19 protein-coding genes and 1 tRNA gene are annotated in these 24,059 nt (G+C 57.6%); 7 read left to right on the forward strand and 13 right to left on the reverse strand.

All coding sequences use genetic code 11. The features are described from left to right. The first annotated feature begins 43 nt into the window (after positions 1 to 43). A tRNA-Leu gene (locus tag HH213_RS23680) sits at positions 44 to 128 on the forward strand. A gap of 92 nt (positions 129 to 220) precedes the next feature. Next, positions 221 to 757, forward strand: coding sequence for a PEP-CTERM sorting domain-containing protein (locus HH213_RS23685; protein ID WP_169113864.1), 537 nt, complete (start codon positions 221 to 223; stop codon positions 755 to 757). A gap of 27 nt (positions 758 to 784) precedes the next feature. On the opposite strand, the gene HH213_RS23690 is transcribed toward HH213_RS23685, so the two are convergent. Beyond that, on the reverse strand, positions 785 to 1,054 hold the full coding sequence (locus HH213_RS23690) for a hypothetical protein (RefSeq protein WP_110848119.1): 270 nt from the start codon (positions 1,052 to 1,054) through the stop codon (positions 785 to 787). A 106-nt stretch (positions 1,055 to 1,160) separates the two neighbouring features. On the opposite strand from HH213_RS23690, the gene HH213_RS23695 reads away from it, so the two are divergent. Beyond that, entirely contained in the window at positions 1,161 to 1,355 is a 195-nt protein-coding gene (locus tag HH213_RS23695; RefSeq protein ID WP_110889089.1) for a hypothetical protein, read from the forward strand. Positions 1,356 to 1,392: 37 nt separating this feature from the next. Here the strand turns inward: HH213_RS23695 and HH213_RS30280 are convergent, their stop codons facing one another. Continuing rightward, entirely contained in the window at positions 1,393 to 2,061 is a 669-nt protein-coding gene (locus tag HH213_RS30280; protein ID WP_229263132.1) for a PEP-CTERM sorting domain-containing protein, read from the reverse strand. Between the two features lie 331 nt (positions 2,062 to 2,392). On the opposite strand from HH213_RS30280, the gene HH213_RS23705 reads away from it, so the two are divergent. Then, positions 2,393 to 3,232 carry a ParB N-terminal domain-containing protein gene (locus HH213_RS23705; protein WP_169113866.1) on the forward strand — a complete coding sequence of 280 codons (840 nt, stop codon included), beginning with the start codon at positions 2,393 to 2,395 and terminating at the stop codon, positions 3,230 to 3,232. Then, positions 3,232 to 5,463 carry an acylase gene (locus HH213_RS23710; RefSeq protein WP_169113867.1) on the forward strand — a complete coding sequence of 744 codons (2,232 nt, stop codon included), beginning with the start codon at positions 3,232 to 3,234 and terminating at the stop codon, positions 5,461 to 5,463. Before HH213_RS23705 ends, HH213_RS23710 begins: the two co-directional genes overlap by 1 nt. A gap of 84 nt (positions 5,464 to 5,547) precedes the next feature. Here the strand turns inward: HH213_RS23710 and HH213_RS23715 are convergent, their stop codons facing one another. Genes HH213_RS23715 through HH213_RS23725 form a run of 3 tightly spaced genes read right to left on the reverse strand, consistent with a single transcriptional unit; the run spans position 5,548 to position 8,503 of the window. Then, positions 5,548 to 5,937 carry an HNH endonuclease family protein gene (locus HH213_RS23715; RefSeq protein ID WP_217363460.1) on the reverse strand — a complete coding sequence of 130 codons (390 nt, stop codon included), beginning with the start codon at positions 5,935 to 5,937 and terminating at the stop codon, positions 5,548 to 5,550. 17 nt (positions 5,938 to 5,954) lie between these two features. Further along, positions 5,955 to 7,139 carry a trans-sulfuration enzyme family protein gene (locus tag HH213_RS23720; RefSeq protein ID WP_169113868.1) on the reverse strand — a complete coding sequence of 395 codons (1,185 nt, stop codon included), beginning with the start codon at positions 7,137 to 7,139 and terminating at the stop codon, positions 5,955 to 5,957. Next, positions 7,136 to 8,503, reverse strand: a complete 1,368-nt coding sequence (locus tag HH213_RS23725; RefSeq protein WP_169113869.1) for a pyridoxal-phosphate dependent enzyme — start codon at positions 8,501 to 8,503, stop codon at positions 7,136 to 7,138. The genes HH213_RS23720 and HH213_RS23725 overlap by 4 nt, the downstream gene beginning before the upstream one ends. A 67-nt stretch (positions 8,504 to 8,570) precedes the next feature. On the opposite strand from HH213_RS23725, the gene HH213_RS23730 reads away from it, so the two are divergent. Continuing rightward, entirely contained in the window at positions 8,571 to 9,131 is a 561-nt protein-coding gene (locus HH213_RS23730; RefSeq protein WP_110848651.1) for a thymidine kinase, read from the forward strand. A 50-nt stretch (positions 9,132 to 9,181) separates the two neighbouring features. Next, entirely contained in the window at positions 9,182 to 10,333 is a 1,152-nt protein-coding gene (locus HH213_RS23735; protein ID WP_146235945.1) for a metallopeptidase domain-containing protein, read from the forward strand. 40 nt (positions 10,334 to 10,373) lie between these two features. On the opposite strand, the gene HH213_RS23740 is transcribed toward HH213_RS23735, so the two are convergent. The 8 genes from HH213_RS23740 to HH213_RS23775 form a co-directional block, all read right to left on the reverse strand. Continuing rightward, positions 10,374 to 11,429, reverse strand: coding sequence for a right-handed parallel beta-helix repeat-containing protein (locus tag HH213_RS23740; RefSeq protein ID WP_169113870.1), 1,056 nt, complete (start codon positions 11,427 to 11,429; stop codon positions 10,374 to 10,376). A gap of 9 nt (positions 11,430 to 11,438) precedes the next feature. After that, a complete protein-coding gene (locus tag HH213_RS23745; protein WP_169113871.1) occupies positions 11,439 to 12,362 on the reverse strand; it encodes a right-handed parallel beta-helix repeat-containing protein in 924 nt (307 codons plus the stop codon). 566 nt (positions 12,363 to 12,928) lie between these two features. Beyond that, positions 12,929 to 13,384 (reverse strand): right-handed parallel beta-helix repeat-containing protein, encoded by a 456-nt coding sequence (locus HH213_RS23750; protein ID WP_158563730.1) that lies wholly within the window; start codon positions 13,382 to 13,384, stop codon positions 12,929 to 12,931. 608 nt (positions 13,385 to 13,992) lie between these two features. Beyond that, the gene (locus HH213_RS23755; protein WP_169113872.1) at positions 13,993 to 14,925 is read right to left on the reverse strand and encodes a right-handed parallel beta-helix repeat-containing protein; all 933 of its coding nucleotides are present in this window, start codon (positions 14,923 to 14,925) and stop codon (positions 13,993 to 13,995) included. 719 nt (positions 14,926 to 15,644) lie between these two features. Next, positions 15,645 to 16,655 carry a right-handed parallel beta-helix repeat-containing protein gene (locus HH213_RS23760; protein WP_169113873.1) on the reverse strand — a complete coding sequence of 337 codons (1,011 nt, stop codon included), beginning with the start codon at positions 16,653 to 16,655 and terminating at the stop codon, positions 15,645 to 15,647. 5 nt (positions 16,656 to 16,660) lie between these two features. Then, positions 16,661 to 21,823: a DUF6765 family protein gene (locus HH213_RS23765; protein ID WP_169113874.1), complete on the reverse strand. Its 5,163-nt coding sequence runs from the start codon at positions 21,821 to 21,823 to the stop codon at positions 16,661 to 16,663. Between the two features lie 8 nt (positions 21,824 to 21,831). Continuing rightward, a complete protein-coding gene (locus HH213_RS23770) occupies positions 21,832 to 23,118 on the reverse strand; it encodes a DUF192 domain-containing protein (protein ID WP_169113875.1) in 1,287 nt (428 codons plus the stop codon). A gap of 12 nt (positions 23,119 to 23,130) precedes the next feature. Further along, positions 23,131 to 24,051 carry a type II secretion system F family protein gene (locus HH213_RS23775; RefSeq protein ID WP_161056952.1) on the reverse strand — a complete coding sequence of 307 codons (921 nt, stop codon included), beginning with the start codon at positions 24,049 to 24,051 and terminating at the stop codon, positions 23,131 to 23,133. Between the last annotated feature and the right edge of the window lie 8 nt (positions 24,052 to 24,059).

Genomic DNA, 24,059 nt, shown 5'->3' on the forward strand with positions numbered 1-24,059 from the left:
TGGCAGTTATGTAGAGTTCATGTCATAATATTGGGCTGTGTGGGCCTCGATGGTGAAATCGGTAGACACAGGAGACTTAAAATCTCCCGCCGCAAGGCGTGCCGGTTCGATTCCGGCTCGAGGCACCAGTGCAAATTGCAGTAACTAATTTACTCGCTGTCCCAGGTATTTTTATTGTGATAATATTATTATCGGATTAAAAGTTTTTCTGGAGACTGCCATGTTGAAGAAGTTTGCTGCTGTTGCAAGTTCGCTGTTGTTGTCCATGTCGATGGCGCATGCCAACGATTATAAGGTCAATTTTTCGATGTCTGGCTTCGGTGCTGTCCAGCCTGGGGTGGGCATGGCACCGTTCAAGACCGCTTTCGGTAGCGTTATTTTTTCCGCTGCCTCGGCTAGTTCCGATTGGGACACACTCAAAGCCTTCAGTCTGACGATTGGTGACGTCAGTTACTCGATGAGCGATGTAAAGTTTGCAAACCACTTCAATTACACCAATGTCGGCGGCCTCAGCGATGAAAACCACCTTGATTCCGGCATGAATGACTTTGCCTTTTCGGTGTTTCATGACGACAACACTGCTACGCTGACCTACTCAAGTCTGGTCGCACCAGGGTTCTGGTCCAGCGGCTCCCAGGCGGTGACTATTACTCAGGTGGGAATGGTGTCCCAGGTTCCTGAGCCAGAAACGTATGCGATGTTGCTCGCTGGCCTGGGCCTGCTGAGCGGTGTCGCGCGTCGTCGCCGCAAGGTGTAAACGTTCAGCACCGCTGCTGAGGCCACGTCAGTCCGCCAGCGGCGCTTCTTCGATCGCGATCCGCACCTGATCCGCCGGTCCCAGATAAGCGTCGCCGCCCAGCGCACCATCCTGGAAACTGAAGTGGGCGCCTTCGTCATCCACCACCACCCACGCGTCCGTAATGATGCGGTCGGTCGGGTCTTTGGGATTGATGACGTCGATTTTGCGCCGCTCTCCAGGTTGCAGGTCTTTGACTGCATCCTTGGTGCGCTCGGTTGCGAGTGGAATATATTTGCCGGTCAAGTGTTCGTACATAGTGTTCCTCCTTGTGTCCGATTCTAATCCGAACTATTTTTTTGCGACGCGCAAATGGCGGGGTGCTACCATTACTCCTTTGTCTGGCAGGCTAGAGGGATTGGAAATGGCGTCTGAAAAAGTGGTGAAGGTGGGATTGGCGGCGGCGATGATTGCCGTGGTGCTGGGTGTGGCCGGCTATGTGCTGGTGTTCTGGCATAACTATCAGGGCTGCCAGCAGCTGGAGGCGGAGGCTGCGAAGAACGGCAAGCCGATGTCCTGCGCGGAGATCAAGACAGCGGCCAAGGAGCAAGGCCGCTGAGCACAAAAAAAACGCGCCGTAGCGCGTTTTTCTGTTTTTAGCCTTGACGGCGCCGGCGGCGGGCGACTGCACCCATGATGCCCAGTCCGGCCAGCAGCATCGCGTAGGTTTCAGGTTCCGGTACGGCCGCCACGGTCACCGCCGACAAGGCTTGCGTGGTGAAGGTGGTGTAATTGCCCCACTGATTGGAGACGTATTGCTGGCCGCTCGGCGGCGTGGCAAAGCCGTAGTAGCTGGAAATACCGACCGTATTCGTCCCCAGCGAGACATTGCCCAGCGTCAGGCTGAAGTGGGCGGTGCCGTTTTGCTGGTAGACCGATTCCGTATTCTGCCCCCAGAAAGTGTAGGCCTGGTAACCGGCCGGGGCAACCATGTCCTGGCTGCCGTTGCCGCCCAGGCTCAGGCTGGGCGAGGCGCTGTTGCTCCAGAAGCCGGGACTGCCGGCGTAGGGCGTCGGCACGGTCACGTTCAGCACAGTCGCGCTGGTCGGGATGTAGACGGTAAAGCCATCCAGACCGGTCTGGCTGCCGGCGTAACCCTGCGCGACGTTGGTGATCGCGTAATTGAAGACATATTCATGGCTTTGGCCGGCCACCGCAGCGACCGAATATTGCAAAGTATATTGACCACTGACGTCGACCACGGTGGCGCCGGCGACGTTGCTAAACGCGGCGGCGACGACAACGGCAGCCAATTTGAGAGACATTTTTGCAATCATATTATTTCTCCAAAGAATTAATATTTACTCCAGTACATTGAAGATAACATGAATGTAGTTTGCTGTCGTTATCAGAGTGAAATGCCTGTTGCAAAAACGCAAAAGAAAAGCCCCGAGCAGGCGGGGGACCTGTCGGGGCTTTGGTCAATTTGCGGAGAAAGCACGTTTGACTGAGTGACATAGTAATGGTGGTTTCTTAAAATTGCCTTAGTCGCCATCTTGCAAGTTGATGCTTTTGGCGGACAGCCGGATGGTGTAGCATGCTGTTCGGCGTGCGGGCCGGCATTCACACCCCGGCGCCGGTATTTCAAGGATAGATATGCAAATCAAAATTAATGACGTGCTGCGCGCTTACATCGAGCCGCTGACTGAGAGTGAATACCAGGCGCTCGAGCGCAGCATCCTGACGGAAGGCTGCCGCGATGCGCTGGTCCTGTGGGAAGACGTGCTGGTGGACGGCCACAACCGCTACCAGATCTGCCAGCAGCACGGCATTCCGTTCAAGGTAACGGAAAACACCAGCTTCCGCAGCATGGAAGACGTGAAGCTGTGGATGATCGATAACAATCTGGGCCGCCGCAGCATTTCCGATTACCAGCGCGGCGTGCTGGCGCTGCGCAAGAAGGAAATCATGACCGCGCGCGCGCTGGAGCTGGCCGCCGAAGCCGCCGCCGAAGATGCCCGCATCGCGCCGGAAGAAGGCGAGGCCGCAGCGAAGAAGCCGGCCGCCATGCCGCTGGCGTCGCGCGAGGACATTGCCCGCGCCGCGCGCCTGAGCAGCGCGACCATCGGCCAGATCGAAAAGATTCAGAAGACGGCGACGCCGGAACTGGTGGAAGCGGTCCGCGCCGGCACCATCTCGATCAATGCGGCGGCCACGGTGGCGTCGCTGTCGGAAGAGCAGCAGCTGGCGGCGGTTGCCGGCGGCAAGAAGGAACTGCAAAAGGCCGCCAAGGAAGTGCGCGACCTGCGCGCCGCCGCCCGTCCGGCCAAGGAGCCGAAAGAGGGCAAGGCCGCGCCGGAAGTCGATTACAGCGATATGCCGACCGACGTGCGCGAACTGCGCGCGGAAAACATGGCGCTGCGCGAAAAGAACGCCGCGTTGCTGGAAGAGATCACGGTTCTGCAACGCCGGATTTCCGAGCTGGCCAGCGCCTGATGATGACGCGCGCTCGGGTAGCTTTGATCTGTGCCGCGTCGGTGTGCGTTGCCGCCGCCGGCGAGGCGGTTTCGGCGCCTGTCGTTGCAAAAACAGCCTCGGTAGCGGAGCCGGTGCGGCTGAAGGCCGCCGCCCAGCGCGTGACCATCTTGCGCGACAAGTGGGGCATCCCGCACGTCTATGGCAAAACCGATGCCGATGCGGTCTTCGGCATGGTCTACGCGCAGGCGGAGGATGACTTCCCGCGCGTGGAGCTGAACTTCATCAACGCCATGGGTCGATTGGCGGAAGTGGAGGGCGAGGCCGAGCTGTATAAAGACCTGCGCATGAAGCTCTTCATCAATCCCGATGAGCTGAAGCGCCAGTATGCGGCCGCGCCGGTGTGGCTGCAAAAGCTGATGAACGCTTGGGCCGATGGTCTGAACTACTATCTGCAAACGCACGCGGATGTGAAGCCGGCGCTGTTCACGCACTTTGAGCCGTGGATGGCGCTCAGCTTCAGCGAAGGCAGCATCGGCGGCGATATCGAGACCATCGACATCAAGCAGCTGCAAGCGCTGTACGCGGACGGCGCCAAAGTGCCGCTGATGCCGCCGGTGCTGATGTCGTCCAGCGACGGCATCGACCTGGATAAAGAGCCGGGCGGCTCGAACGGCTTTGCCATCGCTCCCGCGCTGACCAGAAACAAGCACGCGCTGTTGATGATCAACCCGCACACCTCGTTCTACTTCCGTCCCGAAGTGGCGGTGCACAGCGAAGAAGGCCTGAACGCGTATGGCGCGGTGACCTGGGGCCAGTTCTTCGTCTACCAGGGCTTTAACGACCGTGTCGGCTGGATGCATACCTCCGGCGGCGGTGACGTGATCGACGAGTACCTCGAAACCATCACCGAGAAAGACGGCCAGTTCTTCTACCAGTACGGCAACGAGCAGCGGCCGCTGAAGGCGGTCGACATCGCGCTGCCGTACAAGACCAAGGACGGCATGGCCAGCAAGACGGTGCGTGTCTACTATAGCCACCACGGCCCGATCGTTCGCGCCAAGGATGGCAAATGGGTGGCGGTGCGCCTGATGAATGAGCCGTTGAAGGCGCTGACGCAGTCCTTCAGCCGTACCAAGGCGCGCAATTACAAGGCTTTCTACAAGTCGATGGAGTTGCGCACCAATTCGTCGAACAACACCGTGTATGCGGATGCCGACGGCAATATCGCTTACTTCCACGGGAATTTTATCCCACGCCGTGATCCGCAATTCGACTGGAAGCATCCGGTCGATGGCAGCAATCCGGCCACCGAGTGGCAAGGCTTGCACGAAGTGAAGGAAACCACCACGCTGTTCAATCCAAAGAACGGCTGGATTCAGAACACCAATAACTGGCCGTACACGGCGGCCGGCGCCTACAGCCCGAAGGTCAAGGACTATCCGGCGTATATGTCGATGAATCCTGAGAACCCGCGCGGCATCCACGCCGTGCGCGTGCTGGAAAATAAAAAGGGCTTCACCATCGACAGCCTGATCGCCGCGGCCTACGACACCCAGCTGCCGGCGTTTGAGCCGCTGCTGCCGCAGCTGTTCGCCGCCTACGACGAACTGCCGGCCGACGATGCGCGCAAGGCGGCGCTGGCGCCGCAGATCAAGGCGCTGCGCGGCTGGGACATGCGTTACTCGCTGGAGTCGACCGCCACCTCGCTGGCGGTGTTCTGGGCGCAGGATTTGTGGACCACGTACCAGCCGGCCGCCAAGGCCAAGGAAGTGCAGGTGTTGGATTACATCCAGGCCGCCATCACGCCGCAGCAGCGGCTGGAGGCGCTGGAACGCGCCACCGCCAAACTGACCAAGGACTTCGGCAACTGGCAGACGCCGTGGGGCGAGATCAATCGTTTCCAGCGCTTAACCGGCGATATCTTGCAGCCGTTTGACGACAGCAAACCGAGTTTACCGGTACCATTCGCCTCGGCCAACTGGGGATCGCTGGCGGCCTACGGGACCACGTCCAAGCAGAAAACCAGGCGGATTTACGGCGAGCGTGGCAACAGCTTTGTGGCGGCGGTGGAGTTTGGGCCGCGCGTCAAGGCGCGCAGCATTCTGGCGGGCGGGCAGAGTGGCGATCCTGCGTCGCCGCACTTCAACGATCAGGCGGCGATGTACGCGCGCGGCGAATTCAAGGATGTGCTGTTCTACAAGGCGGACGTGGAGAAAAACCTCGAACGCCGCTACCATCCCGGCGAATAATTACACCGAACGAAAAGGGTCTGACCCCGTACGGGGTCAGACCCTGGCGTCGCGGCGTGCGGGTTTTGCAGGCGCCGCGCGCTTTTACGGCCGAGGGTAGACCACCGGCTCGGGGTGTTCGATGTCTTCGAGCCGGGCCCATTGCAGGTTCTCGACCTTGTTGTTGCGGACGTTGCCATCCCGATGGCGCACCGCCGGCAGCTTGTTCGGATTGGGCAGGAACACTTCCGCCACCAGGTCGTGCACGTAGAATTCGCCCTCGCGCTTACCGCCGCGCAGCTTGACCTTCAAGCCTTCCGGATACAGGGTCGGCTTGATGGCGCTGACCTTGGGACCGGCGGCCAGCAGCACGCGGCCGTCCTTCGAAACCTTGTAGTAGTCGCTGCCGACCACCGGTTTGGCGTCCGCCACCAGGATCGAATAGGCGAAACCCAGGGCCAGCAAGGCGATGATGATGAAGATGAGATAAGTCATGCGCCGAATCTTAGCAGTTAAATAGCGTCGAGCGAACGACGAATATCGGCCCTTAAATCCTCTAAATCTTCAATTCCCACCGACAGGCGGATCAAACCATCGCCGATGCCCAGTGCCGCCCGCTGCGGCGCCGGGATGGACGCATGCGTCATCAGCGCCGGATGTTCGATCAGGCTTTCGACGCCGCCCAGGCTTTCGGCCAGCGCAAATACTTCGCAGCTTTCCAGGAAACGGCGCGCGCCCGGCAGGTCGGTGTTCAGGTCGATCGAGATAATGCCGCCGAAGCCCTGCATCTGGCGCTTGGCCAGTTCGTGCTGCGGATGCGACTCCAGTCCCGGATAGAACACCTTGCGCACCTCCGGCTGCTGCTCGAGCCAGCGCGCCAGTTCCAGTGCGCTGGCGCAGTGGCGCTCCATGCGGATCGCCAGCGTCTTCACGCCGCGCAGCGCCAGGAAGCTGTCGAACGGGCCGGCAATCGCGCCGACCGAGTTTTGCAGGAAGGCCAGCTGCTCGCGCCATTCCTTCTGGCGTTCCTCGCCGCCCACTACGGCGATGCCGCCGATGATGTCGGAGTGGCCGTTCAAATACTTGGTGGTCGAATGCACCACGATGTCAAAGCCATGTTCCAGCGGACGTTGGACGATCGGGCTGGCGAAGGTGTTGTCGGCGATGGCGATGATGCCGCGCTCGCGGCAGATCTTGGCGATGGCCTGCAAATCGGCCAGCTTGAGCATCGGGTTAGTCGGCGTTTCTACCCATACCATTTTGGTCTCGGGCTTGATGGCGGCCAGCAGGTTCTCGGGATTGGTCAGGTCGACGTAGGTGAACTGGTGACCGGCGCTGCGGCGGCGCACGCGCTCGAACAGGCGGTAGGTGCCGCCATACATATCGTCGCCAGCGATGATGTGGGAGCCGGCATCGGCCAGCTCCAGCACCGTCGATATCGCCGCCAGGCCGGAGGCGAAGGCGAAACCTTGCGCGCCGCTTTCCAGGTCGGCCACGCAGCGTTCCAGCGCCCAGCGGGTGGGATTGTGCGAGCGGCCGTAGTCCAGGCCCTTGTGCACGCCAGGGCTTTCCTGCACAAAGGTGGAGGTGGCGTAAATCGGCGGCATGATGGCGCCGGTCGATGGGTCGGGCGATTGGCCGGCGTGGATCACGCGGGTGGCCAGGGCGGCTTTGTGGTTGCTCGGTTTGTCGCTCAAGATAGCGTCCTTCGCAGATGGTTAAGCAAGTCGTAACGGGTAATCAGGCCGTAGAAGGTGTCGCCATCGGCGACAACGGCGGTCAGGCCGCGGTCCAGCGTGGCGCGCAGCGCCTGCATGTCGGCCGATGGCTTGAGGATTTCTAGCCGCTTGGTCATGGTGGCGCCGACCGGATTGTTGAAGCGCTCCGGCTCCGCGCCGACCGTCAGCAGCACGTCGGATTCGTCGATGATGCCGGCCAGCTGGCCGTTCTCCAGCACCGGCAGCTGCGCCACGTCGGCGGCGCGCATGCGGTTGAAGGCGATCATCAGCGTGTCTTGCGGCGTGACGCTGATGACTTCTCCGGCGTCGAAGCGGCGGCCGATCAGGTCGCGCAAGTCGTTGAAGCGCTGGCGTTCCAGCAGCCCCTGGTCGCGCATCCAGCCGTCGTTGTACACCTTGGACAGGTAGCGGGTGCCGGTGTCGCAGACGAAGGTCACCACGCGCTTGGGAGTGGTCTGTTCGCGGCAGTAGCGCAGCGCGGCGGCCAGCAGTGTGCCGGTGGACGAGCCGCCCGGTATGCCTTCTTCCTTCAGCAAGGCGCGCGCGGTGGCGAAGCTTTCGACGTCGGCGATGGTGTAGGCCTTGGTCACGCCGGTCATGTCGGCGATGGCGGGGATGAAGTCTTCGCCGATGCCTTCCACAGCCCACGAGCCGCTGGTTTCGGAGACGTGGCCGGTGGCGATGTATTCGGCCAGGATGGAGCCGGCCGGATCGGCGAGGATAAATTCGACGTGCGGCGCGACCTGGCGGAAGTAGCGGGTCAAGCCGGTCAGCGTGCCCGACGAGCCGACGCCGACCACGATGGCGTCGATGTCGTGGCCCATCTGTTCCCAGATTTCCGGGCCGGTGGTGGTTTCGTGCGCCAGCGGATTGGCGGGATTGTTGAATTGATCCGAGAACCAGGCGCCCGGGGTTTCGGCGGCCAGCCGCGCGGCATAGTCCTGGTAATACTCGGGATGACCTTTGCCGACGTCGGAACGGGTGGTGCGCACCTCGGCGCCAAGCGCCTTCAGGTGCAGCACTTTTTCGGTGGACATCTTGTCGGGGACGACCAGCAGCACGCGGTAGCCTTTCAGCCGTCCGACCAGTGCCAGTCCGAGGCCGGTATTGCCGGCGGTGGCTTCGATAATCGTGCCGCCGGGCTTGAGCAGACCCTGGGCTTCGGCCGCTTCGATCATGGCCAGACCGATACGGTCCTTGATCGAACCGCCGGGGTTTTGCGATTCCAGTTTAAGGAACAACTGGCAAGGGCCGGTATCGAGGCGGGTCACCTCGGCGAGCGGCGTCTTGCCAATCAGGTTGAACAGTGCAGGTTGGCGCATGAGTTCTCCTATGGGCAGGTCGGGCAAGTATGCTCTATTTTTTATTTTCGCGGTTTATAATTCGCCTATGGCAAAACTCTATTTCCGATACTCCGCGATGAACGCGGGCAAGTCCACCGCCATGTTGCAGGTGGCGCATAACTATGAAGAGCAGGGGCAGAAAGTGCGCCTGTTCACGGCCGCCATCGATAGCCGCTATGGCGTGGGCAAGGTGACGTCGCGTCTGGGCCCCCAGCGCGATACCGAGGTCTTCGACGCTAATACCGATTTTCTTCTAACGATAGACGAAAAAATCGCATGCCTGCTGGTCGATGAGGCGCAGTTTTTGAGCAAGGAGCAGGTCAAGCAGCTGCACCAGTTGGCGCAGGTGCGCGGCATTCCCGTCATCACCTATGGCTTGCGCTCGGACTTCCGCGGCGAGCCATTCCCCGGCTCGGCCTACCTGCTGGCGCTGGCTGACGATATCGAGGAAATCAAGAATATCTGCTCGTGCGGCAAGAAGGCGACCATGAATATCCGTGTCGACGAAAACGGCAAACGCATCAAGGAAGGTGAGCAGATCAGTATTGGCGGCAACGAGAGTTATCGCCAGGCCTGCGGCCGCTGCTTCTACAGCGAAACGCATTAGGCGTGGCTGGCCTGCGTGGGGCGTCAAGGATGGCCGCTAAAGCGGTTGCTTTGAGCGCTTTGGTCGCGTTTTGCGGCGTGCTGTCGGCCTCGGCTGCCGACGCGTCAGCTGTCGATCCGCTGGCGGCCTGCCGCTTGCCGGAGATGCAGCTGCGCAGTGATGTCGGTCTCGGCTTCCCACGCAATCCGCTGCGGCTGAGGACGCTCGGCGAGGTGCGCTTCCGCGTGCTGTTTGTCGACTTCAGCGATGCGCCGGCCACGGTGTCGCCGCAGCAGGTGCTGGACATCATTTCCCCACGCGCAGAACAGTTTTTCAGTGCAGTGTCATATGGCCGGATGAAGCTGGTCTTCGACGTCAGCCCGCAGTGGATACGCATGCGGCAGCCGGTGCCCGATTACCACTTCGGCCGTGGCGCGCCGTTCGAGGTGCAACGCGCCTATCTGCAGGAAGCCATCAACCTCGCCGGTCCCGGCATCGACTATTCTCACAATGACGCCATCTTGGTGGTGGCCAATCCCGATGCCAAGGCTATCGACTGGGGCCCGGCATTCACCGCAGCGCCGGGCTCGGGCGTGATGGCGGGCGGACGCGAATTCTTCAACGGCGCCACCTCCGGCGCCGATCTGCCCATCCTGCGCGGCGGCTGGTTTGTGCATGAGATCGGCCATGCCTTGTCGCTGGTGGACTTGGCCGGACCGCTGCCGTCGAACCAGCTGTGGCATACCTACGTCGGCCAGTTCAGCGTGATGGGCGAGCCGGAAGGGCTGTCGCCGGGTTATCTCGGCTGGGAGCGCTGGCAACTGGGCTGGCTTGATGATCAACAGATTGCCTGCGGCGCCGGCACCGTGCGGTTGACGCCGATTGAGCGGTCGGGCAACGTCAAAATTGCTGTCATGCCGACGGGACCGCACACGGCGGTGGTGGCCGAAAGTCGCCGCGCCGAAGCCGAAGATAGCGCCATGCCACGCAGCGGCGTGTTGGTCTACACCGTCGACACCGCACTGACTTCTCATGACGGCCCCATCCGCGTGCAGCCGGTGGATGACCGGGACGAGCGCCACTGGAAGGCGCTACTGTCCGCAGGGCAGTCGGTGAGCGCCGGCGAAGTGACGGTTACCGTCAAAGCGAGCGACGGGCAGGGCGATCTGGTGGAGATCACCCGCCGGCCGCGCGCACCAGCGCCGCTTCCTACCGTGCACTAGCGCTCTTGGATTTGTTGACAAAGTTTTAGTAAAACGAGTCTTAATTGTCGGGCCACTTCCCAAACCGCTTTCGATTGTTGTGCGCCCGCGCGGACGATTGCCCGTCGAGCGCTTTGTAGAGGTTGTTAGCGCCGGTGACCTCATTGTCTTCGATGACAACGTCGGGGCCATTGGCAAGCAGAATCGCTTGCTCGGCATTGAACAAACCCTCGATCGTGATTTTGTTTCCCCGGATGATGAGTCCTGGTGCATCACGGATCCATATGGCGGCATACTCCGAATAATAGGTTCCTAATTCGGGTCGCAAGTTGTCCTCGGCTGCCGGCGCAGGCAGCGTCCGTTTGACGATGATTTCGTTGTCGATGAGTTGATTGTTCGCGCCGAACAGCGCAACCGCTTCATGGCCTGCGACTTCAATGTGACAATGCCTAATGATGTTGTTGCGACCGACTAGATAGGCGGCCAACCCACCGCTTTTGATGGTGAGGTTTTCCAAGAGAATTTTGGTGTCGTCAAAATCTCGAAAGCTTGGACCGTACCACTCTGCTACCGTAGCGAGTAGAGCTGGATCAGGTCGATAGTTGTGTCTGTTTCCTGTGTACTGCCATCCAGTTAAAGATATGCCTTGGCCATCCACTTCGATACTTCCGTTCGTAAAGGTGAATACGCGGCGTGATGTTTGATGGATTTTCCCTCCCACATTGCCCGCAATTGCGACGCCGGCACGGTCTGAGCGCAGCGTATGCCCGCGTAAATCTAATGTAATGTTACTATTCGAAAGTTGAATTAGCGGACCCGATCCGCCGGGTTCGCCGAGCAGTTTGGCTATTCCGAAGTTTCTGACAATGTCCTGGGCCAAGCAAAAGCGAGCACGGCCGCTCAGGGACAAATTTTGTCCCCCGTGATATAGCCAAAATCCAGCGGGAGTCATGGTGTCTCGTTCCTGATATCTCACAAGCGCAAGGTTGGCTGGGACGCGGATTTCCTTGCTGCCCTCAGGCATTCGTATCTGCAAACAATCTTGCGCCAGACTTGGCGAAGTTATCAATGCCAACATGAAAATTGCAGCGATGCGCAGCGCGGTATAGGTATTCATATCCACGATTCATCGGTTGGGGTGATTGTCGGTCGCGATGACAGAACTACGTTCGTCTAGAAGCTTGTAGAGCGTATCGTTACCGCTGACGGTGTTGCCTTGCAAGGTGACGTTCGGTGAATTTTTCAGGACAATGGATTGGCTGCTGGAGGTATTGCCTTTGATCGTGATGTGATTGTTGCGTATTACGCTGTTTGCTGCGTCTTCGAGGTACAAGGCGACTGGTGCTTCGCCGCTCGCCTCGGATTCGGTTTTGGCGTGCAAAATAATTTCGTTGTCCTCAAAAATCAGATTGGGCCCAAAAACATTGACTGTGCCATTTCCGCCGATGATTTTGCAGTGCCGGATGATGTTATTCATCCCTTGCATGATAATGACTTGGCTATCTCCTTGTAGAGTAAGATTTTCCAAGATAAACTCGGTAGGTCGATAGATTGCTGCATAGCCGTTAAACACTGCAATAGGAAAATTCCGTCCAAATCTAATATTTCTGTTTTTGTCATTAAAGGCATCCACCATGTAAATAGTTGGTCCCGAAGTGCTGCTAATAAAGCCGTTTCGAATCGATATCGCCCTTAGTGGAGAGGATTCCATGGCAAATACTCGAATACCTTCTCTATGTTCCACACGGGTTTTCAGATTATGCCCGTTCAGATCTGCAAAAACCTCGCTATGACGGATCAATAGCAATGGGGACTTCGGGACTGGCTGATGTGGTAATTTAAAAATAGGGTCGTCTTGGCTCAAGTTTTGGCCGACGCAAAACTTGCCACTGTCCCAAATTGCGATTGTCCAGTTATCTCCGCTGGTATCAACGACTCTTTGACAAACAACATCGCCACTCATATTTAAATGAGGCGCAGCCTCGGAAGAAAAAATACTGGCAAAGAGTAAGGAGGAGATTAGTATGGTTATATACTCATTCGAAAACATACATGCCCTTATTTAAAAATAGTTCCATTGAAATCATCTTGCTGGAATTTGTCCCCGACCTTGTGATCGTTGCTGTCCTTGTTATATATTAAATATTTCTTGGGATTCATAGAACTGTCAGCGGTTGCTCGATCCGTTGCGCCACAATGCCATTAGAATTTCTATCGCTGTATATGGTGTGATTGGACATTTCGATAGTGACATCATTCGCTATTATTGTAATCAAGTTACTGTCTGATGTCGGCCCGGTATGGCCTGCCAAATCCGCAAGACGCTGCTGCCAGAAATCGACGCTAACGCAGTGGAGTCCCGGCTCTTTAATTACTGCTTGTTGATAGGGGCCGAATTTTGGTCGTAAATCGGTGCAAAACGCGGAACGGTTCGAACTCGGCATCGGCGGCTGCAAGAATGACTTTGTCTGTTCAGTCGCCCATAGGATCCAGAGGGTGCATAATAAGGGGACCATCAGGAAAAGCTTCGAGCGAAAGCGAGGCGCGTAGAGTTTCATCGGGTTTACTATGCAGGGCTGAACTTGTGGAAATCATGGTTTTCTTTTCCGCCAATAATCAATTTTCTGGCCACTTCCCAAATCGTTTTCGGTTGTTGTGCGCCCGCGCGGAAGATTGCCCGTCGAGCGCTTTGTAGAGGTTGTTAGCGCCGGTGACCTCGTTGTCTTCGATGACAACGTCGGGGCTATTGGCAAGCAGAATCGCTTGCTCGGCATTGAACAAACCCTCGATCGTGATTTTGTTGCCCCTGATGATGAGTCCTGGTGCATCGCGGATCCATATGGCGGCATAATCCAAATAGTAGGTACCAAATCTCGGGCGCGAATTGTCTTGGGCAACCGGTGGAGGGAGTGTACGCCTGACGATAATTTCGTTGTCGATGAGTTGATTGTTTGCGCCGAACAGCGCCACCGCTTCATGGCCTTCCACTTCAATACGACAATGACGAATGACGTTGTTGCGACCGATTAGATAGGCAGCCAACCCACCGCTTTTGATGGTGAGGTTTTCCAAGAGAATATTTGTGTGGCTGAAATCTCCAAAGTCTGGACCGTACCACTCTGTCACGGTATCGAGTAGAGCTGGATCAGGTCGATAGTTGTGTCTATATCCCACGTACTGCCATCCCGTGAAAGATACGCCTTTGCCATTCACTTCAATACTGCCGTTCGTAAACGAAAATGTATGGGGGAGGTCTGGTGGATTTTCCCTCCAACGTAGCCCTCAATTGCGACGCCGGCACGATCTGAGCGTAGCGTGTGCCCGCGTAAATCTAATGTAATGTCACTATTTGAAAGTTGAATTAGCGGACCCGACCCACCTGGTTCGCCGAGTAGCTTGGCGATTCCCACGTTTCGGACAATATCCTGGGCCAAGCAAAAGCGACCTGGGCCGCTGAGCGACAAATTTTCTCCCCCGTGATACAGCCAAAACCCAGCCGGAGTCAAGGTAGATTGGCCCTCATATCTCACCAGTGCAAGGTTGGCTGGGACGCGGATTTCCTTGTGGCCCTCAGGCAGTCGTATTTGAAAACATTCCTGCGCTAAACTTGGTGAAGTTATCAATGCCAACATGCAAATTGCAGCAATGCGAATCGCGGTATGGGTAGCCATATGCACAGTTCATCGGTTGAGGTGATTGTCGGTAGCCATGACAGAACTCTGTTCGTCGAGGAGGTTATAGAGGGAATCGGTACCGCTGATAGTATTGCCTTGCAAGGTGACGTTCGGTGAATTTTTCAGGACAATAGCTTGACTGCCGGAGGTATTGCCTTTGATCGTAATGCGGTTGTTGCGAACGACGCTGCCGGCTGCGTCTTCGAGATACAGGGCGGCTGGCGCTTGGTCGCTTGCCTCAGCCTGGGCTCTGGCGTGCAAAATAATTTCGTTATCCTCAAAAATCAGATTGGGACCGAAAACATTGACTGTGCCGTTACCGCCAATGATCTTGCAATGCCGGATTATGTTGTTCATGCCCTGCATGATGATGACGTGATTTTCGGCCGTGAGCGTGAGGTTCTCCAGCACGAACTCGGTAGGTTTGTATTGAGTAAGATCACCGGCTGACTCCGCAATGGCAAAGCGGCCGCTGCCAAAGCGTACGTTATTGCTGTTCCAAGAATTAACCATAAATATGGTTGGCTGACTCGCGGTACGGATTGTTCCGCTTCTTATTTCAATAGTATGCCGAGGCATTCTCGACGTATCTTCCGCCACCACCCCTTGCCCAGTTGGGGTTTGTGCGGAAAGATTTCGATTCATTAAATCAACAGTAACATTACTCGAAAATATGCTGATCAACGGGCTCATTGGGACCGCCTGATGTGTCAACCGAATCAAAGGAAAAGTTTGTTTAAGAGTACTTCCTATACAAAAAATTCCTGAATTACGGATTGAAACAGACCAATTGTCCGTTGTTAGGTCCACCGCGACTTCACAGAATGAATTGTGTACTTTGGGATTTAATTGCTCTGCATTTGAAAATGAAGGAGTAAGTATTCTGTGAATTATGAAAATTTTGATAAAAATTTTAATCGTACGAAAGTTGATGCGCATTTTATGTCGCCTGATAAAAATAATTAATCAACTTGAGGATGAAGTCGTCGTCGGTTGTCTATCGACCAAGTACGCGGACACGAGGATCGATGGCAGCAGCCAAAATATGTATAGCAACTCATTTGGAATTGGGGCAATTCCGCTCACATTCAGTACTAGCACGATAGTAAAAGTAGACACGAAAATAGTGAAAGTGATGCATTTTTCCTGGTAAAGCCTGTGGGAAAAGCATAGGAAGAGAAGTAATCCAAGTGTCACTATCAGAAAAGGCAGTACCAGAACGTATAGAAGATAAAACGGGGCTACGGTGCCTAAATCCACGCGGCTTGGCGTCGGAGCATCCGGTACACCAATACTGATCGCGTAGGGTAATAGTATGATGTAAGTGCTATGCAAGAAAAATAAAGGCCAACAAATCAATTGACCTACAAGAATTACCGCTATCGCGTTGAAACAGCTTGGGCTCAAGGGACGGTTTAGAAAAATATTCACACCCAAGGAAAGCACCGCCATAGCTAGAAGCCTACATCCCTGAAGCAAGATGCTAAAATAAATTAAAATACTCCAAAATTTTATTAAGTAAGGCTGAGGAGTAATTAATATGTTTAAAATGTATAGTGAGTATAATCCAAGCGGTGATAAAATTAACCGAAGCGTTCGACTTGTTTTGGTTTTCATGGCGCGCTCTCCTACCTAGGGTTGCAAAAAAACTACTATAGTCACCATTGCTTGTTCCTGTGTTTTTCAACTACATTACTCTTAATGTCGGCTGTGCTTCCTTTTGTAGAAGTCACGATATCGGCAGAGCCTACAATTGTGTTGTCTGATATATGTACGCTAACGCTGGCATCGGTGAGATAAATGTTGTGGTAGGTCCGAGACGTCCCCTTGACTTGAATCCTATTGCCGCTAATTACTGTGTTGGTCGCTCGATGCAAGGCTATGGCTGCGCGTTGGTTTTTTCTGAAATCAGATAGATTGTCGAATTGAGACAGCAGACCTGATTCACCATTGGCGGGTGGCATGGGCTCAGTGAGAGTAATTATATTATTTATAATTTTTCCGTTAGGACCTGCCAACATGACAGCGCTGTTCCCGCCACTCTCAATTATGCAGTTGCGGATGATGTTGCCATCTCCCTCGAGTTTTATGCCGACGTTGTCTGTTTTGATAAGTAGATTTTCAAGTACGATACCTGATTTTCTAAAACCGGAAATGTTTTTCGGAGCTTGATCATTGATATTATTCATGGACCATTGATCCAATATGGCCACGCCTGTTCCTGCGCCCCTGAGGTCCAGGACTCCATTCTTGATGACGATATTGATTGGTATAGATCTATCGTTTTGCTCGATCCGTTGCGCCACAATACCATTGGAATTTCCGTCACTGTGTATGGTGTGATTGGACATTTCGATCGTCACATCATTCGCTATTATTGAGATCAAGTTACTGTCTGAGGTCGGCCCGGTATGGCCTGCAAAATCCGCAAGACGCTGCTGCCAGAAATCAACGCTAACGCAGTGGAGTCCCGGCTCTTTAATTACTGCTTGTTGATAGGGGCCGAATTTTGGTCGTACCTCGCTGCAAAAAGCAAACCCATTCGGAGTCGACACCGGTGGTTGTAAGAATGACTTCAATTGTTCCGTCGGCCAAAGCAGCCAAACGGCACATAGTAATAAAGCCATAAGGAGTAGCTTTGACCGACAGCTAAACATATCGATTTTCATCGTTTTTACTTTGGCAACGGAGAGGTCCCCCTAGGTAGAATCGTGCCAACATAATCCGAGGGAGTAAGTCTGCTCAGGGCGTCATCTCGGTTTGTCGCGGCTTGATTATCGCTGTACGCATCTCGTCCCTGTTGATAGGTAAGATCAATTCCGGAATAGCCTAAGTACTGAAGAGCATTGTTAAGTATCGCAACTTTGTCGCCTATATTTGCCGAATCCTCACTTGCCTGGAAGGCATTGAAAACTTTCAATGTATACGTGATCGTATTTATTGACGACTCTTGGTGATTTGCGGGGTTGCTGAAAGCTTTCAGTTTACTGAACACTTCTGTTTCCATCTCTAGGGTCCTTGCTTCATTGTTGTCCCATGGCGCAATTGGAATACCTGCTATTTCTAGAGTGGGATGGTTATATGTATAGTCCGGGTCTTTGCTTCCCATTAAGTGGCCAATACCAAGTCCTCCGGTAGTCGCTGCATACGGTTCGTTGAACCTGTCTCGATGTGCAAACGTGTCTTCAAAAGCATGAAGATATTCACCGAAGAGTTGAGCGCTTGAAAGGCAGTTGGCATTGGGGTCGGTCTTCGCGAAATTGGATGCATCCAGTAGGCGCTGAAGTTGTGGACTTGCCGGCATGACAATACGTCGATCTACATAGCTCTGCAAATCACTACCAGTCGTAATGTAGTAGAGGCTTTCAACTGCGGTTCGAGGAGGGTCGTAACCATCCTCCACGAAATGGTAGCGCACTAGCGCGGGCTGATTTATGAAAACACTATCCCAATAGTCCAGAAACCTTCCGTCCTTCATTGGCCTAGTCACCGGGTTCGTATCGATATACTCAGTCGCTAGCGCAATCTGGCGCGCGACATCTTTATCTACTCCCGCTGTGATCGCCAGAAAGAACGTCATGTAATAGTGAACGTCGATTTGATACAAACCTAGAGGATCGACGTTCGTGAGCGGATTATTTGACGCATATGTGTATGGATTAGTTCCGGCGCTGACCCCCAGCGGGTCGGGGGCCAGGTAGCGTCCCAGTAGTGGGTCATAGTCGCGCAGGTAATTGTAGTGCAGGCCGGTTTCTGCGTCATAGACTTGACCAGGGAAGCGCAAATCCATCTGGAATGGTTTTCCATTTTTTGAGACCGCCGCGTAGGTCACGCGCGCTTGGCCAAATGCGGCCGTGGCTGCTTGCCATACCGCCTGCCGTCGCTCATCTAGGACTTCCTGAGGGGTGCCCAAGTGATCTGCCACGATAGCAAAGACTTGTGGCAGGCTGCTGCGGGCCTTGCCTTCAGTGCGCATCTTGACTGCACTCCACAAGCGACGGATCAGAGAGGTGCTATCCATCATTTCAACTTTTGCCACCGGCTTGCCGTACAGGTAAACGTAGTGGGCGGTGATGTGTCCACGGCTGTCCGTCTCGGCGGCTAGACGTTCGTCGTTATACAGCGAATAGGTGGTTTCACCTCGGATCGCCACCTTGGCGAGCGAGACCGGTACAAGCTCTGATCGAAGTGAAAAAATAGTCTTCGCGATGCGCTCGCCTTGGCTGTTGTAGTGGTAACGCGCAATAAGTTGACTGTTCTCGTATACAGAGAGAGGGCGTTTGTCGCGGCTATAGAAGATGTGTCTGTTAGTCGCGCCGCTGGTCTGCCATCGCAGTTGTACTATTGGTAGCCCTGTAGGATGGTAAAACCAAGCATTCTGCACATGTGGGACTGCGGTTGCATTCGCCTGTGTGGTCGAGAGCAGCCAGTTGCCCCTCGGTGCATAATTGAATCTAAGTGCCGTTGGCTCCGTGGCAGGAATCTCATCTCCGAATTGGTGCGTAAACTTGACCGACTCTGCGACGCGGTTGCCGACCGGGTCGTAGCGGAAAGTTGAGTCCGCTCCGTCGCTGGAGACGATGCTGGTCAGTCTGTCCATCCTGTCATAAGCGTATATTTCGCGCCGCGCGTTGGGCGGCTTGCCAACGTCAGGTGCGGCTATTTGGCGTTCAATCTGGACCAGTCTGTCAGCTTCGTCGTAATGGTTGATTTGCTGGTAGAGCGGCGTGTTGGCGCTATCCGGCTTGGAGGAGAACCATGCCGCGATACGGCGCCACCACGGGCCATTTGCTGAATCCGCGACCGTGCGCAATTGCGCAATGCGGCCACGCCGGTCCAGCTGGATTTGTTGCCGCGCGCCGTTGCTCATCGTGTAGCCGGTCAGCCCGCCAGCAATGGTTTGCTCGATGTCGCTGACGACGATTTGATCATCGAACAGAATCGCGTGGAGCTGGCCGGGACGGTAACGCTGGTCCGCCCGTTGACGCGCATCGCCCGCTGCGGCAAAGCGGTAGTGCAGGCTATGCCCGTCAGGCAGGACTTGATGAACCAGGCGACCAGCTTCGTCGTATTCGTACCGGGTAATGAAGAGCAGTGCTTCAGAGGCGGTGCGCGCGGTCACGTCGGCCAGCCAGCGTGTCTCTTTGGTTTTCTGGCCCAACGCGTCGTATTGGTATTCCAGGCGCTCGACGGCATGTGCCGGGTTGCCATCGGTGGTGCTGACCATGCCGGCCAGCCGGCTCCCGCGATATCGGTATTGCAGCAGATTGGTGATCTTGTCCTTGCCGACTGCCAGCAGCCGGCCGGCGTGGTCGTAGCTGTAGCTGGTGGCTGTACCGGTTTCATCGATGCGAACCAGTGGCCGGCCTGCCACGTCATAGCGGAACAGGGTAACGCCCCGGTCCGGGTCCGCTTCGAATACTTTGAGGCCGAAGTCGTCATAGCGCCGCAGCGTGTTGACGGCGTTTGGCGCGGTGACTTGGGTTGCGTGGCCGGCATTGTCGTAGGCCAGAGCTAGCGAGGCCGCGTCCTTGCTGTCGGCAGCGTCGGTGCGATTGGCAAGACGGCCATCCGCGTCGTAGGCGAAGGTGGCGCGCGCGCCGATGGCGTTGGTGATGGCGATGACTTGTCCGATGTCGTTGTAGCGGTAGCTGTTGAGGAGGCCGAGTGAATCGGCCTGTGCCGTGAGGCGGCCAGGTTTGTCGATGTCACGGCTATAGTCGAAGCGGATCGATGCCAGCGCTTGCGCCGCTGCCGCTGTCATGTCGTTGTAGCGTGAAACGCTGCCGGCGCGGTCCTCGGTATCGTGGGTAATCGCGACGCCGCTGCCGTCCGGCAGGATGATACTGCTGGGCCGGCCTGCCGGGTCATATTCAAAAGTACTGCGCAGGTTTCCCGGACGCGTCACGGTTTGGATACGGCCATCCGCATCGTACTCATAACGCAGTTGTCGCTGCATGGCGCCGCCGCTCAGTTCGATATGTTCCGGTTGGCCGCGGCGATTGCTGCGAATGCTGGCCAGCCAAACCAGATCGCCGTCCGTGACGCGCAGCTGGCTGGGCCGCAATGCTTCGTCGCGCGCCAGCACCTCGGTGACCAGATTGCCGGGGGCGGTGATGCGTGTGAGCCGTCCGTTGTGTGATCCTGCGCGCTCGTCGTATTGTGCCAGTTTTCCTTGCGCGGAGGCGCTGTTGCTGTCCGCGCCGTTATCGTATTCGAACACGGTGACGTCGGAGTCAATCGGGCTGTTGGTTTTGCCATTGGGCAGCGGCCCGTCGATGTGCGTAAGCAGGCTGCGGCCATGGATGGTGGCGTAGCGATACGTGGTGGTGCGCGCAATTGGCGCTGCGGCTTGTTTACCGGCGTAGGTAGGAATCCAGCCGGTTTCGGTCACGCTCAGCAGTTGGCCGGCGGCGTTGTAGGCGATGCGCGTTTGGCGCTCCTTGCCGGGCACCACGCTGGGCCAGGCGAGCAGCGTCGGTGCGACGTCTTCGCCCTGGTACGCCAGGCGCAGTTGCGGCACGGCCGCGCCAGGTTTGCCGTGCTCGTAGCTGACTTTGCTGATGGCGACCGGGCGGCCCAGCTGGTCGAGCGTGCGCCGGATGGCGCTGATCGGCTCGCCGTTTTCGCTCAGTTTGATTGCCTCGACCAGTTGGCCCAGCTTGTCATAGGTGTAGCGCACATTGGTCTCGCCGCAGGTGGAGCAACCCGCACCGCGCACCTCCAGCAGGCGGTGCTCGCCGCCGACAATGGCGTGGCGGTAGACAGTACGCTGCCCCAGGCTATTGGTCAGCACCGTCTTGCCGCCTTCCCGGGTGTCGAGCGTGACCTTGCCGACATTGCCGGCGTGGGTGCTGAGATTGGCCTGGGCGTTGTCGTCGTAGCCAAAGGTGGCAAAGCGGGTGACGACGGGTTGGCCACGCGGCCCTGGCGTTTCGATGCTGATGCCGGTCAGCAGCCAGGGAAAGCGCGGATCTTCGTGATGGTAGACGCGGCTGACGCCGGCCGCAGAACCCGCCGGCAGTCGAACACGGGCCATATTGGCTAGCAGGATGCGGGCGTCGAAGGCGGTGCTGCCCTTGGGGACAGTGCTGCCATATTCGTAGGCGAAGCGGCCAACTGGACTGTCGATGCGCTGTACGCCACGGAAGCGGTCGCCGGCCTTGGCGGTCTGCCGGTCCAGGTAAGCCAGGTGCAGGCTGCGGCCCTGCGGGTCAGTGACGCTGACCAGGAGCTGGTCGGCGTCGTACTGGAGGGAGACGGCTTCGCCGCTGGAGGCGGTGATGCGATCGAGTTTTCCGCCGCTGTTGAAGTGCAGGCGGCGTCCGCTGGGCCAGGTCCAGGTGTAGTCGTTGGCACCGTTCGGCTCTTGCCCGAGTACGATGCGGCCGTTGGCCGGCAGGACAGTGCTGCACAGGTTGGGATGTTTCGGGTTCCTGTCGAAGATCAGCCGGGAACCATCGGCCTGGAGTATCTGGATCTTGCGGGATTTGTCGATGAGTTCCGTCTCGTAGGACAGTTTCCACTCTCGGCCCATCGGTCCGCTTGGCGTGCCAGGCTTGCTGTAGGCGCTGTTGTAGTGTCGCACGACTTCCAGCCCGAGGATGCCGGGTAGCGCCGGCATGTCGTCTTCGCGCTGGTACTTGTTGCCGGTCATGACGTTGAGCGGGTTGCCGGCGCCAGCGTCGACGCCGCCGCTGGCGCTGATGCTGGCCGGGGAACTCAGCGTGCATGCGGACGGAGGCCCGCCCGGCACAGGGCCGCACTCTGCCATGGCGGCGCCGGATAGCAGCAGGCAACAGAACGATAGCAGCATGCTTCGATGGAATGTCTTCATTGACTGCCTCAGTCTGGTTTGCAGCACATCACGGAACACGGCGGCCCCTCGCAATGCGTTGGGTCGATCAGCGGGTTGCATGCCGGTGGCGTCGGTGGCGTGGGCGTTGTCGGGTCGGCGCAACTGGCGTTGTTGCAGGACGGCGGCGGGTCGTGCGTGACGGGTGGATCGCCGGGGTTGACTGGCGTGCCGCCGTTGCCTGGGCCGGGTGATGAAGTTGGCGCAGCGGGCTCGATAGCGTCGGATTGCATGTGCAGCGTGATATTGGTCACGACCGGAATGCGGCCGTCGGCGAGCAGCTTGGTATGGAAGGCGTCGGTATGCGGGTCCAGCCACTTCAGGTAGGTGCCGTACAGGTTTTTGACAAACGGTACCTTGGGCAGGTAGCCGTGGGTGATGCGCAGTTTGATGAGGTTGGCATCCTGGATGGTCTGGCCCGAGGTGGCGCCCACCGTCTGGTCCTTGAACGCTTGTCCGCTGTTGGGAATGACGCGGCGGCTGCCGGTATGCAGTGCGGCCTGCCGTACCGGGTCATTCCAATCAGTAAAGCTTTCCTTGGTCGGGTTGAGCAGTTCGATGTTGACGTTGCCGGTCCCATTGGCGCCGATGTCTTCGCTTGCCTTGGTCAGCGACGTGGCCCGATCATCCGGCGTTTGGCCGCCGCCATACAGCGGCACCAGTGCGCGCACATAGGCCGCATGGACGCTGTCGACGCTGGCATTGGCGGTGGCGCCCTCGCGCGCCGCCATGAAGCTCGCGTAGTTGATTTGAGTCCTGGCGAAAAACAGCATGCCGTATTGCAGCACCGCCAGCCCCAGCAAGGTGATGATGGGGCCGACGACGGTAAACTCAATCATCGCCGAGCCGCGCTGTGATCTATGCCGGGGCTGCTGCACCGGCGCGTGGGGCAGGTGGGGATGGACCAGGCGGTCGCCCGGTTGAATCGCCATCGCCTCGACCGCGCCGGCCGCCAGCTCCAGCGTGTGGGCGGCACGCCGGTAGCGCTGGCCGTCACCGTCCCTGCCAATACCGCTGAAGCTGACCCGCCAGGGATGCAGCGGCGTGATGCATTCGGTGACGACGCCATGCTGGTCCAGGTACACCACGTCGATGGGATAGCGCAGGAAGGCGCCGTGGACGCTGCGGCAGCGGGTGATCAGCAGCCCTTGCGCGGGTTGCAAAGGTCCGGCCAGCATCAGCCCGCGAAAGCGCGACAGGAAGCTATTTGCCAGCCGCACATCGAGCCGGTGCGCGCCGCTGGCCGTATGGATGGTGCAGGTTTGTGGGAAGGTCATGGCGGTCGTTCCTTATAGTCCCGAATGCATGAACTGAATGACGATGGGGAAGAACAAGACGATGAAGGTGCAAGGGAAGATGAAGGCGATCAGCGGAAATAGCAGCTTGACGGGCGCTTCCATCGCCAGTTTTTCGGCGCGCAGGAAGCGCTCCGAGCGCCGCTGATCGGCCTGCGCCCGCAATACCGGCCCCAGATTCATGCCCATCCGCTCGGCCTGTATCATCGCCGTGATGAAATTGGTGACGGCCGGCTCCTGCACGCGCTCGCTCATGGCGCGCAGCGCATCGGCCCGCGCCTTGCCGTTGCGGACATCGCGCAGCACCCGGTTGATTTCCTCCCGCAGCGTGCCGTTCGGCCCCTTGAGCGCGGCCTGGTTGAGCGCACCCTGAAGGTTGAGTCCGGCTTCCACGCAAAGAGTGATGAGGTCGAGATAAAACGGTAGCGTCTTGTGCAGCTCGCTTTTGCGCAGCGCGATGCGGTCGCGCAGCCAGATGCCGACATAGATCCAGCCGGCCAGCGCGGCGCTGACGCCGACTTCCCAGTAGCGCGCGGCGCCGAAGCCGCCGGACGTGCTGCCCTGGCCCAGCGAGTCCAGCACCCAGCACGAGAAGCTGGCGACGGCGAGCGCGCAAAACAGGCGGGCCGCAGTGAATTGGGCGGGGCTGATGCTGTATTCCAGGCCGGCCTTGCGCAAGCGCACCGGCAGCGCGGCGGTCGGCGCGCGCGAGATGAAGGGGTGCAAGGCATGGCCGCACCAATGGATCGGCCACCAGAACAGCCGGAAGCCCAGCGGCGGCCGATCCTTGTAGCTGCGGTCCTCGGCCGGAATGGCGGCGACGGTGCGGGCAATCAGCATGGCAACCAGCGCCACCGCCAAGCCAGACAGCATGGCCAGCGTAGTGATGATCAGTTCGATGCGGGTAGCGGCCATGGCATGCT

This window comes from Duganella dendranthematis (assembly GCF_012849375.1).
In the GTDB taxonomy this organism is placed as follows: domain Bacteria; phylum Pseudomonadota; class Gammaproteobacteria; order Burkholderiales; family Burkholderiaceae_D; genus Rugamonas; species Rugamonas dendranthematis.

Excerpts from the sequence above, each read along its gene's own strand:
- HH213_RS23770 (WP_169113875.1), bottom strand. The coding sequence starts at position 23,118 with ATGACCTTCCCACAAACCTGCACCATCCATACGGCCAGCGGCGCGCAC.
- HH213_RS23775 (WP_161056952.1), bottom strand. The coding sequence starts at position 24,051 with ATGGCCGCTACCCGCATCGAACTGATCATCACTACGCTGGCCATGCTG.
- HH213_RS23710 (WP_169113867.1), top strand. The coding sequence starts at position 3,232 with ATGATGACGCGCGCTCGGGTAGCTTTGATCTGTGCCGCGTCGGTGTGC.
- HH213_RS23740 (WP_169113870.1), bottom strand. The coding sequence starts at position 11,429 with ATGAATACCTATACCGCGCTGCGCATCGCTGCAATTTTCATGTTGGCA.
- HH213_RS23755 (WP_169113872.1), bottom strand. The coding sequence starts at position 14,925 with ATGCGCATCAACTTTCGTACGATTAAAATTTTTATCAAAATTTTCATA.
- HH213_RS23695 (WP_110889089.1), top strand. The coding sequence starts at position 1,161 with ATGGCGTCTGAAAAAGTGGTGAAGGTGGGATTGGCGGCGGCGATGATT.
- HH213_RS23745 (WP_169113871.1), bottom strand. The coding sequence starts at position 12,362 with ATGTTTTCGAATGAGTATATAACCATACTAATCTCCTCCTTACTCTTT.
- HH213_RS23705 (WP_169113866.1), top strand. The coding sequence starts at position 2,393 with ATGCAAATCAAAATTAATGACGTGCTGCGCGCTTACATCGAGCCGCTG.
- HH213_RS23760 (WP_169113873.1), bottom strand. The coding sequence starts at position 16,655 with ATGAAAATCGATATGTTTAGCTGTCGGTCAAAGCTACTCCTTATGGCT.
- HH213_RS23685 (WP_169113864.1), top strand. The coding sequence starts at position 221 with ATGTTGAAGAAGTTTGCTGCTGTTGCAAGTTCGCTGTTGTTGTCCATG.
- HH213_RS23725 (WP_169113869.1), bottom strand. The coding sequence starts at position 8,503 with ATGCGCCAACCTGCACTGTTCAACCTGATTGGCAAGACGCCGCTCGCC.
- HH213_RS23765 (WP_169113874.1), bottom strand. The coding sequence starts at position 21,823 with ATGAAGACATTCCATCGAAGCATGCTGCTATCGTTCTGTTGCCTGCTG.
- HH213_RS30280 (WP_229263132.1), bottom strand. The coding sequence starts at position 2,061 with ATGTCTCTCAAATTGGCTGCCGTTGTCGTCGCCGCCGCGTTTAGCAAC.
- HH213_RS23730 (WP_110848651.1), top strand. The coding sequence starts at position 8,571 with ATGGCAAAACTCTATTTCCGATACTCCGCGATGAACGCGGGCAAGTCC.
- HH213_RS23715 (WP_217363460.1), bottom strand. The coding sequence starts at position 5,937 with ATGACTTATCTCATCTTCATCATCATCGCCTTGCTGGCCCTGGGTTTC.
- HH213_RS23690 (WP_110848119.1), bottom strand. The coding sequence starts at position 1,054 with ATGTACGAACACTTGACCGGCAAATATATTCCACTCGCAACCGAGCGC.